At 63.0% G+C, this 18,860-nt stretch carries 13 protein-coding genes; 10 read left to right on the top strand and 3 right to left on the bottom strand.

Annotated elements, in window-relative coordinates; all coding sequences use genetic code 11:
* Positions 1-2,167 (top strand): transglycosylase domain-containing protein (locus ACY693_RS03885; protein WP_462320518.1); only part of this gene is annotated, 2,167 nt, incomplete at its 5' end.
* Between the two features lie 91 nt (positions 2,168-2,258).
* Here ACY693_RS03885 and ACY693_RS03890 read toward each other — a convergent pair.
* Positions 2,259-2,801 carry a hypothetical protein gene (locus tag ACY693_RS03890; protein WP_462320519.1) on the bottom strand — a complete coding sequence of 181 codons (543 nt, stop codon included), beginning with the start codon at positions 2,799-2,801 and terminating at the stop codon, positions 2,259-2,261.
* Positions 2,802-3,016: 215 nt separating this feature from the next.
* Complete coding sequence (locus tag ACY693_RS03895) at positions 3,017-5,200, bottom strand: HAD family hydrolase (protein WP_462320520.1); 2,184 nt, start codon at positions 5,198-5,200, stop codon at positions 3,017-3,019.
* Between the two features lie 150 nt (positions 5,201-5,350).
* Here ACY693_RS03895 and ACY693_RS03900 point away from each other — a divergent pair, with 150 nt between their 5' ends.
* Positions 5,351-6,352 (top strand): acetyl-CoA carboxylase carboxyltransferase subunit alpha, encoded by a 1,002-nt coding sequence (locus ACY693_RS03900; protein ID WP_462320521.1) that lies wholly within the window; start codon positions 5,351-5,353, stop codon positions 6,350-6,352.
* 25 nt (positions 6,353-6,377) lie between these two features.
* Positions 6,378-7,757: a tRNA lysidine(34) synthetase TilS gene (tilS, locus tag ACY693_RS03905; RefSeq protein ID WP_462320522.1), complete on the top strand. Its 1,380-nt coding sequence runs from the start codon at positions 6,378-6,380 to the stop codon at positions 7,755-7,757.
* Positions 7,758-7,801: 44 nt separating this feature from the next.
* On the opposite strand, the gene trxA is transcribed toward tilS, so the two are convergent.
* Complete coding sequence (trxA, locus tag ACY693_RS03910; RefSeq protein WP_462320523.1) at positions 7,802-8,665, bottom strand: thioredoxin; 864 nt, start codon at positions 8,663-8,665, stop codon at positions 7,802-7,804.
* Between the two features lie 211 nt (positions 8,666-8,876).
* Between trxA and trxC the strand changes: the two genes are divergently transcribed.
* The 7 genes from trxC to ACY693_RS03945 all read left to right on the top strand — a co-directional run bounded on the left by trxC (position 8,877) and on the right by ACY693_RS03945 (position 18,853).
* On the top strand, positions 8,877-9,314 hold the full coding sequence (trxC, locus tag ACY693_RS03915) for a thioredoxin TrxC (protein ID WP_462320524.1): 438 nt from the start codon (positions 8,877-8,879) through the stop codon (positions 9,312-9,314).
* 393 nt (positions 9,315-9,707) lie between these two features.
* Positions 9,708-10,859: a glutamine-hydrolyzing carbamoyl-phosphate synthase small subunit gene (gene carA / locus ACY693_RS03920; protein WP_462320525.1), complete on the top strand. Its 1,152-nt coding sequence runs from the start codon at positions 9,708-9,710 to the stop codon at positions 10,857-10,859.
* Between the two features lie 62 nt (positions 10,860-10,921).
* Positions 10,922-14,128, top strand: coding sequence for a carbamoyl-phosphate synthase large subunit (gene carB / locus ACY693_RS03925; protein ID WP_462320526.1), 3,207 nt, complete (start codon positions 10,922-10,924; stop codon positions 14,126-14,128).
* Between the two features lie 244 nt (positions 14,129-14,372).
* The gene (gene greA / locus ACY693_RS03930; protein ID WP_462320527.1) at positions 14,373-14,849 is read left to right on the top strand and encodes a transcription elongation factor GreA; all 477 of its coding nucleotides are present in this window, start codon (positions 14,373-14,375) and stop codon (positions 14,847-14,849) included.
* A 70-nt stretch (positions 14,850-14,919) separates the two neighbouring features.
* Complete coding sequence (locus ACY693_RS03935; RefSeq protein WP_462320528.1) at positions 14,920-15,243, top strand: DUF2845 domain-containing protein; 324 nt, start codon at positions 14,920-14,922, stop codon at positions 15,241-15,243.
* A 55-nt stretch (positions 15,244-15,298) separates the two neighbouring features.
* Positions 15,299-16,420, top strand: coding sequence for a polyamine ABC transporter substrate-binding protein (locus tag ACY693_RS03940; protein ID WP_462320529.1), 1,122 nt, complete (start codon positions 15,299-15,301; stop codon positions 16,418-16,420).
* Positions 16,421-16,423: 3 nt separating this feature from the next.
* Positions 16,424-18,853, top strand: coding sequence for a putative bifunctional diguanylate cyclase/phosphodiesterase (locus ACY693_RS03945; RefSeq protein WP_462320530.1), 2,430 nt, complete (start codon positions 16,424-16,426; stop codon positions 18,851-18,853).
* Positions 18,854-18,860: the final 7 nt, after the last annotated feature.

Genomic DNA, 18,860 nt, shown 5'->3' on the forward strand with positions numbered 1-18,860 from the left:
CCGGCTCGCCGTGGGCAAGGCAGCGACGAACCGGCCGGCCCTGGAGGGCAGCGAGGACTGGCTGATCGCCGCGATGCTGCCGACGCGTCCGGCACCCTTCGATGCGCTGGTCTCGAGCCTGGTCCACGCCGCCGGCGCCGATCACATCGACCCGGGGGCCGAGAGCAAGCGCTTGCGGGTCGCCCCAGAGGACTCGGCGCTGTTCGCCTCCCTGCTCGAGCGTCTGCTGGCATCCCGACCGCCGGAGGCGCAGTCCCTGCTGATCCTCGACCAGATGGAGGAGCTCTTCACCCCGGCCTGTGCCGGCGAGGTCGCGCCCTTCCGACGGCTGCTGCAGACGGCGACCACCAAGATCCCGCGCTTTCGGGTCATCGCCACGGTGCGCTCGGATTTCTACCCGCGCCTCGAGCGGGACCCCTGGCTGCAGCCCCTGCTGAACCGCGCCGCGGGCCATTACAGCGTCGGCCAGCCCGGGGCGCTGGCCCTCGAGCGAACTGCGACCAAGGAGCAGGTGCTCGATGCCTATCTGCACCTGGCGCCGTTTGGTGGCAATCTCGAAGGCGTGCGTGCGGCATCATTGGCCTGGCTTAACCGCGAGCCGGGCCGGCTTACACCGGCGCAGGCAGCGTTGCTAGTGGCCTTGCCGCAAGCGCCGGAGCAGCGCCGGCCGGATCGCTATCCAGAGGCGGCTAGGCGGGGGCGGGATCGGGTCTTGGCGCGGGCCGAAGCGCTCGGTCTGATCGATGCCGATACCGCGATTGCCGCCCGCCGCGAGCCGATTCCGACTCAGCGCCAGGCCTTTCCAATGCTTGCGCCGCATTTGGCGCGTCGCGCATTGGCGTTATCGCCGAATGCTCACACTCATCGCTTGACCTTGGATGCGGACCTCCAAGCAAGTTTGCAGCGACTTGCCACCGAGCATGCCACCCGACTTCCGGATGCGGTCTCGATCGCGCTCTTGGTCGCCGACCACGGCAGTGGCGAGGTCTTGGCTAGTGTCGGCTCGGCTGGGCTGCTCGAGCACGAGCGCGGCGGCTTTGTCGACATGACCCGCGCCCTTCGCTCGCCAGGCTCGACGTTGAAGCCATTGATCTACGGGCTGGCGTTCGAGCTAGGTCTGGCGCATCCGGAGAGTCTGATCGATGATCGTCCACGGGCCTTTGGCGGCTATGTGCCAGAGAACTTCGATCGCGGTTTCCAGGGGACCCTGACGGTTCGGGCCGCGCTGCAGCAGTCCTCGAACGTGCCTGCGGTGACGCTGCTGGAACAGGTCGGGCCAGCGCGGCTGTTGGCGCGATTGCATCGGGCAGGAGCGCAGCCGCGCCTTCCGGATTCCGCCGCTGATACCGGGCTTGCGATTGGTCTCGGGGGCATCGGTCTCAGCTTGACCGATCTGGTGCGCGTTTATGCGGCGATCGCGCGGGGTGGCGAGCCGGTGACCCTGAACGATGGTCTGCAACCGTCGGTTGACCTGGTCGGCCGATCGAGCCTGGTCAGATCGACGCGCTCTGTCGGTCGAGCGGGTGCCTCGGCTGAGCGTCGCTCGGTGCTGTCGCCCCGCGCCGCATGGTATCTAGCGTCGATCCTCTCCGGTGCCGAGCGTCTTGATCAGGTCGGCGGCGTCGTGGCCTTTAAGACGGGCACCTCCTATGGCTATCGAGATGCCTGGGCGCTGGGTTTCGATGGCAAGCACGTGATCGGCGTCTGGACCGGGCGACCGGATGGCGCCGCGGTACCCGGGCTGACCGGGACCGAGGCGGCAGTGCCGATCCTGCGTGATGCGCTTGCGCGTCTCGATTCCCGCGTAGCCCTGCCCGGCCCGCCGCCCGGGGTGCTGATGGTCTCGAGCGCAGAGCTGCCGGTGCCTTTGCGCCGGGTCGGCGGTAGCGCCTCAGGTGTGTCTGCCGATCGGCTCGAGATCGCATTTCCGCCGGATGGCGCGGTCGTTGATCTCGGGCTCGAGCTCGGGATGGGCGGGGGTGCACAGCTTGCGCTGAAGGTGCGCAACGGCTCGCCGCCATTTCAGTGGCTGGCGAATGGCAAACCGATCCTGAACGAGCCCTACGCCCGGAGTACCTACTGGCGCCCTGAAGGACCCGGTTTTGCGACCATTGCTGTGATCGATGCTCGTGGACAATCCAGCCGAGTCGGCATCAGTCTGAGGTGAGCACGCCATTGGCGACCGCTCTGGGCATCCGATGGTAGGAGCGCGTGGATGAGGCCGGGATGCAACGCCAGAAGCTCGCAGCCTGCTCGACTCAGAGCTGGAGTCTGGCAACAGTTCCGAGCGCTTGCTCGAGCTCGCGGATGGTCGGTGGATAGGCCTGCGCTGGCTCGGCGAGGATGCCGAGGCAGGTGAGGTGCATGACGCTCGGCTGTTCCTGGAACTGATCAGCCGGCACATCGGTGCGCTTGAGCCAAAAGCGATAGCCCGTTTGGATCAATGGCTGCCCGCCGCCGTTGCTGAGCTCAGCAATTTGCAGGAACACTCCCCAAGCCTGGAGGTTTGCGGCGACCTCGGTCCAATAATGCTGAGCGCGGGTGATCTGGAACCGACCCGGGCTGATCTGTTGTCGCCCCTGGCGGGCGATCTCGCGGACCTCGAGTGCGCAGCTGGTGCGGTAGCTTGCGCTGCTGCGACTGATCCGGCCGTTGCTGATAAAGGCTCGGGCGCGACCCTGCGGGATATCGATCGGCTGCTGGAGTATGAAGGCGGTATCAGGGCCGATTTCGACCCAGCGCCCGTGCTCGGTGCGCTGGATCAGCGTGCTGCAGCCAGTCAAGGCTGTCAGCAGTAGCATCAGGAAGGCGAGGGGGACCAGTGCCCTCTGCATCGCTGCCATTTGCGCTGACATCATGACCAAGGACCGCAGCGGCGTTCATGTTGCGCGCCGCAGCGAGCCTCGCTTTCAGCCTCAGGCGCGCTCGGCCCGTGCCGATGGCCCCGTTGATCCACAACGCTGTGATCCACAAAGGCCGGAGCATTGCGCTGATGGTCCGTCATTGCCGCGCCGAATCAATCGCCATCCTCGAGCGACTTGTCGTCTTCCGGCTTCACCGGCACCCGACAGGCATCGAAGAATCGGTAATGGTCGATCGCTTCGAGGATACCAGCCGCGAAGGGCTGCTCGGCGAAGTAGATGCTCTCGGTATCGGTGAGCTGTGAGAGCTCCTCGTGGTGGCGGTTTGCGACGACCACGGCTAGGGTATTGCCGCGCATCATGTCCTCATCGGCACCCGAGCCGCCGGCAGTGAGGCAGTGCTCGATCGGGATGCTGAACTGATCGGCGACATAGCGCAGTGCCAATCCCTTCGATGCACGCGCCGGCACCACGTCAAGGAACTGGCCGAACGAGAGGTTGAGGTGCACGTTGAGGTCGGCCTGATGCAGGATGCTGCCGATCTCATCAAGGCAGGGTGCGTGCTCGGGGTCGATGTAGAAGCTGACCTTGAACCGGCTCTGCTCTGATTTCGGCTGACGCTCGATTCCGGGCAGATCGATGAGCACATCCCGCACCCGGCGCGGATACCAGAGGTGATCGATGTGCCGCGCCCAGGCGTCGTCGGCGGTCAGCTGCGGCGCATAGTAGATCTCGGTGCCTAAGGCCGTGATCAGCACATCTGGGCGGGGGATGCCGTAGCGACGCATCACTGCGAGTGCAGAGTCCAGCCTTCGCCCGGTGGCGATTCCGAAGCTGGTGCAGCTATGGTTCTCGCGGATGAGGCGCAGGAAATCGGCCAGGGAATCCGGATCGCCGAGCAGGTTTTGGTCGAGATCGGTGAAGATCGCGCGATCGTGATAGAGCATTGGCCGGCGGGCGACGGGCGCTATCGGCGGCGGCTCGACCTGCTCCCATAGCGGCTTGATCGCCTGCATGTAGCTGTCGGCATGCGCCTCCCACGAATAGTGGGCCTTGACGCCCGTAAGACCGTTCTTGACCATGGTGCGCCAACGCGAGGCGTCGCTGACCACCTTCAACAGCGCCTTGGTGATGTCCTGCTTATCGAGCGGGTCGATCAGGATGCCGTTCTTGCAGTGGCCAATGATGTCGATGGGGCCCCCGTCCTCGGTGGCGACGATGGGCAGTCCGCTGGCGGCGGCCTCGATGAGTGTAAGCCCGAACGGCTCGGTCAGCGCCGGGTTGATGAATACGCCGCGCGAGGCTGCTGCAAGCTGATACAGCACTGGCACTTCGTCTGCCCGATGATGCTTGGGATAGGCGACCTTGCCATAGAGATCATGCAGGTCGATCAGGATCAGGATGTCGGTCAGGACCTGCTGGGCACCGCTATCGAGGTCGCGGATATCGTCGCGGTTGCCGGCGACGATCACCAGATTGGCGTTGCGCTGAAGCTCTTGCGACTCGCCGTAGGCGTCGACCAGCGTGGCGATGTTTTTGCGCTCGTCGGGGCGTGACAGGGCTAGGATGATGGGCTTCTTGGGCTCGCGGAGAAACCGCGCCAGCTCGCTCTTGATCGGCGCCTTTTGCTCGCTGCCATCAGGTGGATGAAATCGGGTCAGGTCGGTGCCAGGCGGAATCACCGACATGCGCTCGGGCTGGTAGTGGTCGTAGAGCCCGTACTGTTCCTGGATCTCCTGGCTGGTGCTGGTGACCACGAGGCTGGCGGCCCCGAGGGTCTCTTCCTCCGCGTCGATACGCCGATCCATGTGATAGCGGTGATCGATGACCTCCTGCTTGACGCCGGAGGCGAGAAGCCGACGTCGCTTGACGCGTCCGAGCGAATGGCCGGTGTGCACTAGTGGGACGCCGAGCTGGCTCGAGACCCGGGTGCCAACATAGCCAGCATCGGCATAATGGCTGTGGATCAGGCTCGGCTGGATAGCCTGATCGCGCAGGAAGCTGAGCATGTTGTCGGCGAAGATGTCGAGATAGTCCCAAAGCTGTTCTTTGGGGACATACTCCGCCGGACCGGCCTCGATGCGGACGATGCGCGCGTTGGGACCAATCTCTTCAATGGGTTGATGATAATCGTCGCTGACGTGCGGATCATCGACCAGTCGCGTCACGAGGTCGACGCGGTCGACATCAGCACGCTGGGCGAGGGCGCGGGCGAGTTCGACGACATAGAGTGTCTGTCCGCCGGTATCGGCATCGCGACCGAGCTCGAGCTCCTGGCCACGGATGAGTCCGTGAACACTGATCAGGACGATGTAGCGGGAGTCTGGTTGTGGTGTCATACGGCTGGCTGGTGATCGACATGACGACATTCTAGCCACCGAGAATATCTGATCCCCGGGCTCTCTGCCTGCTGCGAGGCCAATCCTTGACCTTTGCGCGAAAAATCCTGCTGTCGACAGCGGCCCGGTTTGACGTAGAATCTTCGCCCCATGGACCTGAACTTTCTCGAATTTGAACAGCCAGTCGCCGAGCTCGAGGCCAAGATCGAAGAGCTGCGGCATCTCGGTGCGACCCTGGGTGCTCGTCGTCTTGGTCTGCACGGCCCCGGGGACGAGGAAGACGGCATCAATATTGCCGATGAGATCGAGCATCTCGAGACCAAGAGCCGGGCGCTGACCGAGCAGATCTTCTCATCGCTGACGCCTTGGCAGATCTCGCAGTTGTCGCGGCATCCGTTGCGGCCATATTTTCTCGACTATGTCGATCGCATCTTCGACGGCTTCCAAGAGCTCCACGGCGATCGTGCCTTTGCCGACGATCGCGCCATCGTCGGCGGACTGGCACGGCTCGACGGCCAATCTGTGATGGTCATCGGCCATCAGAAGGGTCGTGATACCAAGGAGAAGATCCAGCGCAACTTCGGCATGCCCCGACCTGAGGGCTACCGCAAGGCGTTGCGCTTGATGCAGATGGCTGAGCGCTTCGGGTTGCCGATCTTGACCTTTATTGATACGCCTGGCGCCTATCCGGGCGTTGGCGCCGAGGAGCGCGGCCAAAGCGAGGCCATCGCCAAGAATCTGCAGGTGATGGCGGGGCTGCGGGTGCCGATCATCGTCACCGTGACCGGAGAGGGCGGATCTGGTGGTGCCTTGGCGATTGGCGTTGGCGATCGGCTCATCATGCTCCAGTTCAGCACCTATTCGGTGATCTCGCCGGAGGGCTGCGCATCCATCCTCTGGAAGAGCGCCGAGAAGGCGCAATCCGCGGCCGAGGCGATGGCAATCACCTCGGATCGACTCTATGAGCTGGGCCTGGTCGACGCGGTGGTGCCAGAACCGCGCGGTGGCGCGCATCGCAACGTCGACGATACCGCTTCATCACTGAAGATGGTGCTGGTCGATGAGCTGGGACGGGTGGCAAGTCAGCCGGTCGAGCAGATGATCGAGGCGCGTTACCAGCGTCTGCGCAGCTACGGTCGGTTCAAGAGTTAAGGGCGCCGCGTCCGCACCCTCTGCATTGATCGATCGGCTGCGCCGGCTGTTCGCTCAGTCAACGCCTCCGCGGCTCTGGGTCGCCTATAGCGGCGGTTGTGATTCCCACGCGCTGCTCCATGCCTGTGCTCAGCTGCGTGCTGAATGTGGGCTCACCCTGAGCGCCATCCATATCGACCACGGTCTTCATCCAGACTCCGGCAGCTGGGCGCGCCATTGTCGCGCGGTGTGCCATGCGCTCGGCGTCGATTATCACGAGCACCAGGCCCAGATCGAGCGCGGTCCTGGCGAGAGTCTGGAGGCGCTCGCGCGATCGGCGCGCCAGCGTATCTTCGCCAACTGTCTAGGCCCCGGCGATTGGCTCGTCACCGCACAGCATCGCGACGATCAGGCCGAGACCCTGCTGCTGGCCTTGCTGCGTGGCAGCGGTGTCCATGGCCTGGCGGCGATGCCGGCACAGTCAGCGCTGGGGCCCGGCACGCTGGTGCGCCCGCTGCTCGACCTCGCTCAGGCCGAGCTGCGTGCCTACGCCGAGCAACATCGGTTGCGCTGGATCGACGACCCATCCAACCAAGATCTCAGCTTTGACCGCAATCTGCTGCGCCACCAGGTCATGCCGCTCTTACGTCAGCGCTGGCCGTCGGCGGCAACGACTATCGCCCGTAGCGCCGCGCATTGCGCCGAGGCGGCAGCACTGATCGATGCCTTGGCTGACGAGCAGCTGCCGAGGGTTGCTGGCTTGCGACCAGGGACGCTCTCGGTTGCGCGCCTGTCGACTCTGGCACCCGAGCGCGCACGCGCGGTGTTGAGGCGCTGGCTGGCTCAGCAAGGCTTTCAAGCGCCGAATAGACTGCGCCTAGAAACGATTCTGGGTGAGGTTCTGCGCGCCCGCGCTGATGCCCAGCCCATGGTCGCCTGGGACAGCTGCGAGTTACGTCGCTATCGCGATGATCTGTTCGCGCTTGCGCCCTTGCCACCGCGCCCCGCGACCGAGCTCAGTTGGGATGGGCGGCAGCCGCTGCAGCTGCCAATGGGCTTGGGAATGCTGAGCCTCGAGGTCGATGATTCGGCCCGCCCAGCAATGGGATTGGCATCGCCCCCGGCCTTGCCTGACGTACCTTCCATGAGGGTTCGCTTTGCAGTGTCTGGTCTCTGTTGCAGACAACCAAATCGGCCGAGTCGCAGGCTCAAGATTCTGTTCCAGCACAACGGTATTCCTGCGTGGCTAAGGCCCTATGTACCGTTGCTGCTCGATCTCGAAGGCGACCTGCTCGCGGTTGCGGGTGTTGCGGCTTGCGGCTCAAGCTCGACGCCAAGCCAACCGACGTTGAGGTTGCGTTGGATAGGACATCCCTGGGTGCGTTTTGGCTGGTTCGACCCGGTGCTGGGATTTGGCCCCGAGTGATCAAGACTCGGGCCAAAGCGGAGGCTTCTCGACCCTACGGTACGTCAATACAGGCTACTCAACATCTTCGCCCGATAACGCGACACCAGCTCACTACTGCCGCCGAGCAGATCAAAGATCGCCACCATCCCTTTACGGGCCGCATCATCCCCGTACTGGCGATCTCGCTTCAGTAACGTCAACAGGTTCTCCAGCGCGGCCTCGTTGTCGCCGGCGAGCACTTGATGGGCTGCCAATTGGTAGCGCGCCTCGCTGTCGCTGGGATTGGCCTCTAGGGCCGCCTTCAAGGCGTCAGCCGGCGGCGCGCCGGAGACCGCGGCACTGAATGAGAGCCGTCCGCGCAGCGCCGACAGCTCCGGATCATTGGCCAGATCCAGAGGGGTGTGCTCGAGCAGCGCGAGCGCAGCCTCGGCATCACCCTCGGCCGCCTTCAGCTGGACCTGGGCGATAAAGACCCGGCTATTGTCCGGATCATCCCGCTCCGCGCGCTCGATCAAGGTCTTGGCTCCAGTCAGGTCGCCATTGGTCATCGCTTGGCGGGCCTGATCAAGCAGCCGATCCGAGGCCCGGCTGATGTGTCGAGAGAGAAACTCCCGGACCTGTCCCTCCGGCAGTGCCCCCATGAACTGGTCGACCGCCTGGCCCTCCTTGAACAGTTGCACCGTCGGTAGGCTGCGGATGCCGAACTGCGCGGCGAGCGCCTGCTCGGACTCGGTGTCGACCTTGGCGAGGAAGAACTGACCGTTGAATTCCTCGGCCAGGCGCGAGAGGATCGGCATCAGCTGTCGGCAGGGGGCGCACCAGTCCGCCCAGAAGTCGACCAGCACGGGGCGCTCGAATGAGCCCTGGATGACGACGCGCTCGAAGTTTGCGGCAGTGACGGCGGCGATATGCGGGGAATCGTTCATGTTGTTTCTCTGTCTGGTAGGCCGTGTTGGCGCTCGGCATTGGCAGATGCTGTTGTCTTGAAAAATAATCGTCGGCAAGGTCTCAATCAAGCAGTCAACCGATCAGCTTGCCGCTGTCCGATTGTGTCAAGTTGCTGAGCTCTGGGGGTACCGACCCCGCCGGGCTCGCAGCTGGTCGCAATTTGCTCAGATCCTCAGAGGAGCCATGCCGATGACAACACCCATGCACCTTGTTTGCCCGCATTGCGATGCGGTCAATCGACTCCCGCCAGAACGTCTCGCCGACGGTGGGCGCTGTGGCCAGTGCCATCAGGCCCTGTTCGACGGTCACCCGTTCGCCCTCCGCCAAGCAAGCTTCGAGCGGCATGCGACGCGCAGCGACATCCCGCTGGTCGTCGATTTCTGGGCCTCATGGTGTGGTCCGTGCAAGATGATGGCGCCCGCCTTCGAGGCGGCTGCGTCACAGCTTGAGCCGCGTGCTCGGCTGGCTAAGGTGAATACCGAAGAAGAGCAGGGGCTCGCAATGCGTTTCGGTATCCGCAGCATCCCGACGCTTGCGATCTTCGTCGGTGGCCAGGAGCGTGCCCGGCAAGCAGGCGCGATGGATACGAATGCCATTGTGCGTTGGGTTGAGTCGCAGATCTCGTGACCGGGTTGCTGCGGTGCAGCATCGGCCATGGACAGCAGCGTCGGGTTTCGCTAACATCCTGTCCGTTTTGCACAGCAGTGATTCGGCGATCGGAACCAGCGCGCCACCGTCGCCACGCAGAGCTGCGCGGGGCAGCATGATCCAAGCGTTGAACGCTTTGCTGATCGTGCCCGCTGACCCGCAACGGTTCTCCTCTGCGGATCGCTCGATGTCACGAGATGCACCACGAGATGCTCTGGAGACCACTCGAGAGCCTTACACGCGGCCGCAACGGGCGGCCACTCCAGGTCGGGCATGTCGCCCGACGGACAACGTGCATGCGTGCGCGTTGTCCCAGGCGCGCATGAGGTTATCAGCTGCGTCCTGCAACCACCGACTGCCTCGGAGACTGCGTTGACTATTCCAGCGGTATTGGTCCTGCAAGACGGCTCGGTCTTTCGCGGGACGTCCATCGGTGCCCGTGGTCAAAGCATCGGTGAGGTCGTCTTCAACACGGCGATGACAGGCTATCAGGAGATCCTAACCGACCCGTCCTACCGCCGGCAGCTAGTGACCCTGACCTATCCGCATATCGGGAATACGGGAACCAACGACGAAGATGAAGAATCGGAGCGGGTCCAGGCTGCCGGCCTGATCATTCGCGATCTCCCTTTGCTGGCCAGCAATTTTCGCCGCCGCGAGACCCTGAGCGACTACCTCGAGCGTCACGGGGTGGTCGGGATCGCCGACATCGACACGCGGCGTTTGACCCGGCTGCTGCGCGAGAAGGGCGCGCTGAACGGCTGTCTGATCGCCGGCGAAGACCCAGACGAGCAGGGCGCGCTTGCCGCGGCGACTGCCTTTCCCGGTCTCAAGGGCATGGATCTGGCGCGGGAGGCGGGCACGGACAGTGCTTACCGTTGGACCCAGGGCGCCTGGAGTCTGGAGCAGGGCTTCCCCGAGCGCTTGGCCTGGGTTCACAGCCATCTTCGGCACCATGTGGTCGCCTATGACTACGGCATCCAGCGCAACATCCTCCGCCTGCTGGTCGACCATGGCTGCAGGGTGACCGTGGTGCCACCGCAGACCCCAGTCGCGGAGGTGCTTGAGCTGGCACCCGATGGTGTCTTTCTGAGCAACGGTCCGGGTGACCCCGAGCCCTGTGGGTATGCGATCGAGGCCATCCGCGAGCTGCTTGCCCGTGACGTGCCGCTGTTCGGTATCTGCCTCGGTCATCAGCTGCTTGGCTTGGCGGCGGGTGCTCAGAGCGTAAAGATGAAGTTCGGCCACCATGGCGCCAACCATCCGGTGCAAGACTTGGCGACGGGCCAGGTGATGATCAGCAGTCAGAACCATGGCTTCGCGATTGACGAGCAGAGCCTGCCGGCTGCGGTCGAGGCGACGCATCGCTCGTTATTCGATGGGTCGCTTCAAGGTCTGCGGCATCGCGAGCACCCTGCCTTTAGCTTCCAGGGGCATCCGGAGGCCAGTCCGGGGCCGCATGACGTGAGGACGCTGTTCGCGCGCTTCACCGAGATGATGAGCCAGCGCTCCCAGGACCAGTAACGCGGCGGCCTTTGGTCAGTCATCCTTATATCAAGTAGTAGAGCTCGGACACTTCACAGCCCATGCCCAAGCGCACAGACATCCAGAGCATCCTGATCATCGGCGCCGGGCCGATCGTGATCGGGCAGGCCTGCGAGTTCGACTACTCCGGCGCCCAGGCCTGCAAGGCGCTGCGCGAGGAGGGCTTCCGGGTGATCCTGGTGAACTCGAACCCGGCGACCATCATGACCGACCCGGAGATGGCCGACGCCACCTATATCGAGCCGATCACCTGGCGGGTTGTGGAGCGCATCATCGCCCATGAGCGCCCAGATGTCCTGTTGCCGACCATGGGTGGTCAGACGGCGCTGAACTGCGCGCTGGACCTTGTCAAGCAGGGCGTGCTCGAGCGCTATGGCGTCGAGATGATCGGCGCCTCGCGCGAGGCGAGCGATAAGGCCGAGGACCGCGACCTGTTCCGCCAGGCGATGCGTCGCATCGGCCTCGACATGCCGCGCTCAGCGATCGCCCACAGTCTCGAGGAGGCGTTCCAGGTCCAGGCCCAGATCGGCTTCCCGACCATCATTCGGCCGTCGTTCACCATGGGCGGCAGCGGTGGCGGCATCGCCTACAACACCGAAGAGTTCGAGGAGATCTGCCAACGTGGACTCGATCTCTCGCCGGTCAATGAGCTGCTGATCGAGGAGTCGGCGCTGGGCTGGAAGGAGTTCGAGATGGAGGTGGTGCGCGACCACAAGGACAACTGCATCATCGTCTGCTCGATCGAGAACCTGGACCCGATGGGCGTGCACACCGGCGACTCGATCACCGTCGCACCGGCACAGACCCTGACCGATAAGGAATATCAGCGCATGCGCGACGCCTCGCTCGCGGTGCTGCGTGAGATCGGGGTCGACACCGGCGGCTCCAACGTCCAGTTCGCGATCCATCCCGACGACGGGCGCATGATCATCATCGAGATGAATCCGCGCGTGTCGCGCTCCTCGGCGCTGGCGTCCAAGGCGACCGGTTTCCCGATCGCCAAGGTCGCCGCCAAGCTCGCGGTGGGCTATACCCTGGACGAGCTGCGCAACGAGATTACCGGCGGAGCAACTCCCGCCTCATTCGAGCCCGCGATCGATTACGTCGTCACCAAGATCCCGCGCTTCGCGTTTGAGAAGTTCCCGTTGGCCGATGCCCATCTGACCACCCAGATGAAATCGGTCGGGGAGGTGATGGCGATTGGCCGCAGCTTCCAAGAGTCTCTGCAAAAGGCCTTGCGAGGCCTCGAGACCGACAAAGACGGTCTCAACGAGATCCTGAACCTGTCCGATCCACAGTCACTGAGCCGGTTGCAGACCGAGCTGCGCCAGCCTGGTGCCGAGCGCATCTTCTATCTGGCCGACGCGCTGCGTGCCGGCATGACGGCTGACGAGGTGCATGCGCTGACCAAGATTGATCCCTGGTTCCTAGCGCAGATCGACGAGCTGGTAGCCATCGAGCATGAGGTCAGGGTGCAAGGGCTCGATGCCTTAGACGCGGAGCGCTTACGTGGATTGAAACGGCGTGGATTCTCGGATCGGCGTCTGGGCGCGCTGACCAACCAGACCGAAGAGGTGATCCGCGAGCGCCGGCGCGAGCTCGGCATTCGCCCGGTCTTCAAGCGCGTCGACACCTGTGCTGCCGAGTTTGCGACCAGCACGGCCTATATGTACTCGACCTATGAGGAAGAGTGCGAGGCGGCGCCAAGCGACGCGAAGAAGATCATCGTGCTTGGCGGTGGTCCGAATCGGATCGGCCAGGGCATCGAGTTCGATTACTGCTGTGTCCATGCCGCCTTCGCGCTGCGCGACGATGGCTTCGAGACCATCATGGTCAACTGTAACCCGGAGACGGTCTCGACCGATTACGATACTTCCGATCGTCTGTACTTCGAGCCGTTGACGGTTGAGGACGTGCTCGCCATCGTCGACACTGAGCGTCCCTATGGTGTGATCGTGCAGTACGGTGGACAGACGCCACTGAAGCTCGCGCGTGATCTCGAGGCCGCTGGGGTCCCGATCATTGGCACCTCGCCGGATAGCATCGACCATGCCGAGGATCGTGAGCGCTTCCAGCGTCTGATCACTCAACTGGGCTTGAAGCAGCCGCCGAATGCGACCGCGCGTAGCGAGGGCGAGGCGATCGAGCGCGCGGCCGAGATCGGCTACCCACTGGTGGTGCGCCCTTCCTATGTGCTCGGCGGGCGGGCCATGGAGCTGGTCTACGACGAGCCGGATCTGCGTCGTTACATTCGCACTGCGGTCAGCGTCTCGAACGCTGCACCGGTGCTGTTGGATCGCTTCCTCGAGGATGCGATCGAGGTCGACGTCGATGCGGTTTGTGACGGCGAGGCGGTGCTGATCGGCGGCATCATGGAGCATATCGAGCAGGCCGGCGTGCATTCGGGCGATTCGGCCTGCTCGCTGCCGCCCTATACCCTGAGTGCTGCGCTGCAGGACCGGATGCGCCAGCAGATGACCGAGCTGGGGCTCGCGCTCGGCGTGCGTGGACTGATGAATGCCCAGTTCGCGATCAAGGGCGAGGAGATCTTTGTGCTCGAGGTCAATCCCCGCGCGTCGCGCACCGTGCCTTTCGTCTCCAAGGCAGTGGGTGTGCCCTTGGCCAAGGTCGGCGCGCGCTGCATGGCTGGGCGCACATTGGCGGAGCAGGGCATGCTGCTGGAGGTCGCACCAACGCGCTACTGCGTCAAGGAGGCGGTCTTCCCGTTCGTCAAGTTCCCCGGCGTCGACACCTTGCTCGGGCCAGAAATGAAGTCGACCGGCGAGGTCATGGGCATCGGCCGCAGCTTTGCCGAGGCCTTCGGTAAGGCGGTCGAGGGCGCCGGCATGGCGCTGCCACGCCCGGGCAAGGCCCTGCTCAGCATCCGTGATGCCGACAAGACGCGGATGCTCGCGGTGGCCCGCCAACTGCTGGAGCTTGGCTTTACGCTCTACGGCACCCATGGCACGGCGCGCGCCGTGCGAGAGGCCGGAATGGACTGTATCGGCATCAACAAGGTCAAGGAGGGACGCCCACATATCGTCGATATGATCAAGAATGGCGAGGTCCGCTTCATCGTCAACACCACGGAGGGGGCCGAGGCCATCGCTGATTCCGCGGCGATTCGGCGTGCGGCTTTGCAACACAAGGTCAGCTACTCCACCACCATCGCGGGTGCCGAGGCGACCTGTCTCGCGCTTAAGGCCGGTGACATGCTCGAGATTACCCAGTTACAGAGTCTTTACTGAGCCGCTCCTCGCGGTTAGTCTCTAACCTGATGTATGGCTCCGCTCGGCGGGGCCTTCCCCACGTTCTTTCTCTGCGCGTCAACCGTTCGGTCGGTATCGCACCGAGCGCATCGCTCCCTAGCCCGACTGTCGATCAGAACGCCATTATCCAGATCGCGCGCGTTGCCCATTACTGTGGCACGCGTGTCGACCGACCTATGCAGTGGGCGCGCAATGACACGCCCCATAGTAAGAGGATGCCCGCATGAATAGAGTCCCGCTCACGGCTCGAGGTGCCGACCAACTGCGTGATGAGCTTGATCGATTGAAGCGTGTGGAGCGACCGCGCGTCATCGAGGCCATCGCCGAGGCGCGTGCGCACGGAGACCTGAAGGAGAATGCCGAGTATCATGCTGCCCGAGAGCAGCAGGGATTCATCGAAGGTCGGATCAAGGAGATCGAAAGCAAGCTCTCGAATGCCGAGATCATCGATGTGACCAAGCTCAATCCTGGGGGTCGCGTGGTGTTTGGCGCCACCGTCGACGTGCTCGAGATCGAAAAGGATGAAGATCACACCTTTATCATCGTCGGCGACGACGAGGCCGATATCAAGCAGGGTAAGATCTCGGTGGGCTCACCGATTGCGCGCGGACTGATCGGCAAGGCCGAAGGTGACACAGTAATGGTCGAGGCCCCTGGTGGTAAGCGCGAGTTTGAGATCCTTGAGGTCCGTTATGAGTGAGGTGCTGTGGGTGAGGCCACATTGGTGAGCCCTTGTCAGTAAGCACCTACGGGAAGACTGGAGGTAATCGATGCGCAATCTGGTTCTGTTAGGCTGCTTGCTCCTGGTTGCAGCGCCAGCCCAAGCGCTGCGCTGCGGCAACAGTGTCATTTCGGAAGGCGATAGCACCTTGCGGCTGAAGCAATTCTGTGGAGAGCCTGCGCAGATCGAGCAGCGCCAGGATCGCCTTGCGGTGGAGCGCTACGACCCGGCGCGGCAGCATTACTATACCGATTACGTGACTGAGCCCTATGAGATCTGGACCTACAACTTCGGTCCGCGTCGCTTCATCAACCGGATCGAGGTACGTGATGGGGTCATCAAGCACATCACGACTGGCGGCTACGGATATTGATGCTGATCTCGATCTATTGTTAGCACGCCGATGAAGGGCCTATGAAGGGGCGATGATGGGGCCTTGTTTCAAGTACGGGGGGCGCTGGTCTCAATGGGTGCGGCCGTTTAGCGGTCTCTTGCTCCTGTCAGCGTGGCTCACCTCCGCCGCGCTGGCGGAGGATGCGGTCTCCGCTGTCACCGATTCCGATCGGGAGCCAGTGCGCAAGCTTCGGATGTTGACCTGGCCCGATTATATCGACCCGGAGGTGGTGGCCGATTTTGAGCAAACCTTCGCTGCCAGGGTCCAGTTTGAATACTTCGATAGCGATGATGCTCGCGATCGCATCGTCGCGCAGGGTGATGGCCAGGGCTTTGATGTCTTGGTGCTTGATAGTAGCGCGGTCGCAAGCTATCGCCGGCGTGGCTGGATAAGCCCGATCGACGCTGCGAAGGTCCCAAATCTGGAGCACATCGATCCGACCATCGATCACGCCTATCCACAGACCAGCGGCTATGGGGTCCCTTACTTCTGGGGCACGACGGGCATTGCCTACCGGGCTGACTTGGTGCCGGAGCCGCCGCAGCGTTGGATGGACCTGTTCCGTCCGGAAGCGGCACTCACCGGACGCATCATGATGATCGCCGACAGTTATGATCTGATCGGCATGGCATTGAAGGCGCTTGGTTTCTCAATGAATAGCGTCGATGATGAGCAGCTCGATCAGGCAACCGCGCTGCTGCTAGAGCAGAAGCCGCTGCTGTACGGTTACGGAACCTTGGATCTTGGTCCGGAGTCCCTGCTGGTCAGCGGCGAGGTGGTCGCAGCAATGAGCTACAGCGGCGATGCGGCAATGTTGATGGAGCAGCATGATGCGATCCGCTATCTAGTGCCCGAGGAGGGCGGGCCGATCTGGATCGACTATCTGACGATCGGCGCGCAGGGCGAGACCGATTTGGCCGCAGCCTTGATCAACTTTCTTAATCGCCCCGAGATTGCGGCTCAAAATGCTCGCTACCTCTATTATGCAACCCCGAACCGGGCCGCCGAGGCACTGTTGCCTGATGCCTTTCTCAACGATCCACTGATCTATCCGGCAGCCAAGACCCTGACGCGCTGCGAGCACTACAAGCCGCTGCCGCCCGAAGCGATTCGAAGGCGCGTCCAGGCCTTCTCCACGGTCGTCTACGGAAACTGATTTGTGCGTCTGCAAGCGAAGCTAGCCTTCGCCCTGGTGCCGCTGATCGCGTTGCCGCTGCTAGCCTCTGGATGGCTCAGCTGGAGCTATTTGGGCGCTGACCTGAAGCATGAGGCGGAGCGAAGCTTGGACAGAGCGCTGCACAGCGTCGAGCATACGCTCGATGACCTCGTCGATCAGGCGCAAGCGAGCCTTGACCTATTGGCGCTTGCCCCGGAGACCGAGCGTTACGCGCGAGCCAGCGATCAACAGGATCGGTATTTCCTGTTTCAGTCGCCGTTGCTGAAGCTCTTCCAAGACTATCGTAGGGCTTATCCCGAGTACCTGATGATCAGGTTTCTGCTGCCCGATGGTCGTGAGGACGCGCGCGCGTCAGACCTGACGATCGATGCAATCGGGGTCAACTTCGAGCTGGAAGCTGACCTGTTGAGTGATCCACCAACAGGCGAGCTGCAACTACTTGACGCGGTGCACGACAGCCTGGTCTTTTATCGGCCGGTGCAGCTCGCGCCGCAATACAGCGATGCCACCCAAGGGCCCTATCGGTTGCGGGGATTCATTGCGTTGACCGTCTCGCTCGCCCGACTCTATGCGCAGATCAACGAGGTACGACCGAACCGCGGTGGGCTGTTGTTGGTCTCCAGCGAGGGTCGGGTGTTGTTCGGCGCTAGTGATTCTGCAACCGATCAGGATGTGCTTCCAGAATCTGTCGCCAAGCTTGCGGCCGCCGCTGAGGCGCCGCAGCTTGAGCCGATCAGGCTGTCTTGGAGCGACGGTGATCGGCTGCTGCAGTCACGCCCTGTGGGGGCCGGTCTTACTGCCATTGCGCTGTTACCGGTCGAGGCGTTGTCACGGCCGCTACAGCGGCTTGCACTCAAGATCGCGGCCATCACGGTCGCCTCGGGGCTGTTATTGGCCCTGGTGCTCTACATCTCGCTAAGCCGGCTCGTGCTTCAGCCGCTTGCTCAACTGCGTGGTGCGGCGCAAGCGATTGGTGCAGGCAGTCTGACGCCCGCAATCACCGTGAGCAGCAATGACGAGATGGGCCTGCTTGCCGACGATGTGCGCGAGATGGAGCAGCGATTGGATGCGTATCGCAAGCAGATCGAAGATCTGGCCTACAAGGATCAGTTGACCGGTCTTGCCAATCGACACCTGATTTACGAGCTGCTGCAAACCCATCTATTGGATCGACAGGACGCTGGAGAACGTCTCGCCGTGCTCGTCCTCGATCTGGATAACTTCAAACAGATCAACGATAATCTCGGCCACGCATGCGGCGACCAGCTGCTGCGCAGCTTAGCAGAGCGGATCAAGGTCGAGCTGGGTACCGACGTCTTACAGGGACGCTCGCAGGTCGCGCGCTTCGGCGGCGATCAGCTGCTCCTGTTCATCGATCGCTTGCTCGACGACGATGAGCCAGCGCGCGTTGCCGAGCAGATCCTGACCGAGACGGCAAGGCCCTTCGACCTTGGCGTCGGCCAGTACGTGGTGACCGCCAGCATTGGCGTGGCCGAGTATCCGCGCGATGCGGCCGATGCCGAGGGGTTGATCCGCTGTGCGGACTTGGCGATGTATCGCGCCAAGGCGGTGGGCCGCAATACCTACAGGTTCTTTTCTCCCGAGCTAGACACCAAGGCCTCCGAGCGGCTTCTGCTTGAGCATCGTCTGCGGCTTGCTGTCGCCGAGCGCGCCTTCGAGCTCCACTACCAACCCTTGTTTACCATCGACGGCATGCAGATTGCCGGATTCGAGGCCCTGCTGCGCTGGACTGACCCCGAGCTCGGCGCGATCTCGCCCGCGCGCTTCATCCCGATCGCCGAGCATACTGGCCTGATTGAGGAGTTGGGCAACTGGGTCATGCACGAGGTCTGTGCACAGCTTTCGCGATGGACTGACGCCGGGCTCAAGACGGTGCCCGTCGCGATTAACATTTCGCCGTTGCAACTGCTGCGGGGCTCATTGATCGAGTCCCTTGATGGCTACTTGCAGCAGTTCCAGCTCTCGCCCAGCCAGCTCCATCTGGAGATCACCGAGTCGGTCCTGATGGATATCAGTCCGATCAATAGTGCGCGCCTTGAGGCCTTGACTGCGTTGGGTGTTGCGTTACATATCGACGACTTTGGCACCGGCTACTCGTCGATCAATTATCTGCGCCGGTTCCATATCGATTGTATTAAGGTCGATCGCAGCTTTGTCTCTGAGATGTGCGCCTGCGACGAAGATCGCGCACTGGTGGCGGCCATGATTGCGATGGCCAAAGCCCTGGGGCTCGAGGTCGTGGCCGAGGGTATCGAGACCCAAGCGCAACGAGCGCTGCTGCGCGACCTCGGATGCGATCTCGGTCAAGGCTATCTGTTTTCTCGTCCCTGTCCAGCGGCTGAGGCCGGGCGCTTCTTGGCAAGCTGCTCAGAGGCCGCCTGCTGCCCATGATCTGCTG

It is taken from the genome of Halochromatium sp. (genome assembly GCF_054919635.1).

Coding starts and splice junctions, on each gene's coding strand:
- ACY693_RS03890 (WP_462320519.1), bottom strand. CDS start 2,801: ATGCTACTGCTGACAGCCTTGACTGGCTGCAGCACGCTGATCCAGCGC.
- ACY693_RS03895 (WP_462320520.1), bottom strand. CDS start 5,200: ATGACACCACAACCAGACTCCCGCTACATCGTCCTGATCAGTGTTCAC.
- ACY693_RS03900 (WP_462320521.1), top strand. CDS start 5,351: ATGGACCTGAACTTTCTCGAATTTGAACAGCCAGTCGCCGAGCTCGAG.
- trxA (WP_462320523.1), bottom strand. CDS start 8,665: ATGAACGATTCCCCGCATATCGCCGCCGTCACTGCCGCAAACTTCGAG.
- trxC (WP_462320524.1), top strand. CDS start 8,877: ATGACAACACCCATGCACCTTGTTTGCCCGCATTGCGATGCGGTCAAT.
- carB (WP_462320526.1), top strand. CDS start 10,922: ATGCCCAAGCGCACAGACATCCAGAGCATCCTGATCATCGGCGCCGGG.
- greA (WP_462320527.1), top strand. CDS start 14,373: ATGAATAGAGTCCCGCTCACGGCTCGAGGTGCCGACCAACTGCGTGAT.
- ACY693_RS03935 (WP_462320528.1), top strand. CDS start 14,920: ATGCGCAATCTGGTTCTGTTAGGCTGCTTGCTCCTGGTTGCAGCGCCA.
- ACY693_RS03940 (WP_462320529.1), top strand. CDS start 15,299: ATGGGGCCTTGTTTCAAGTACGGGGGGCGCTGGTCTCAATGGGTGCGG.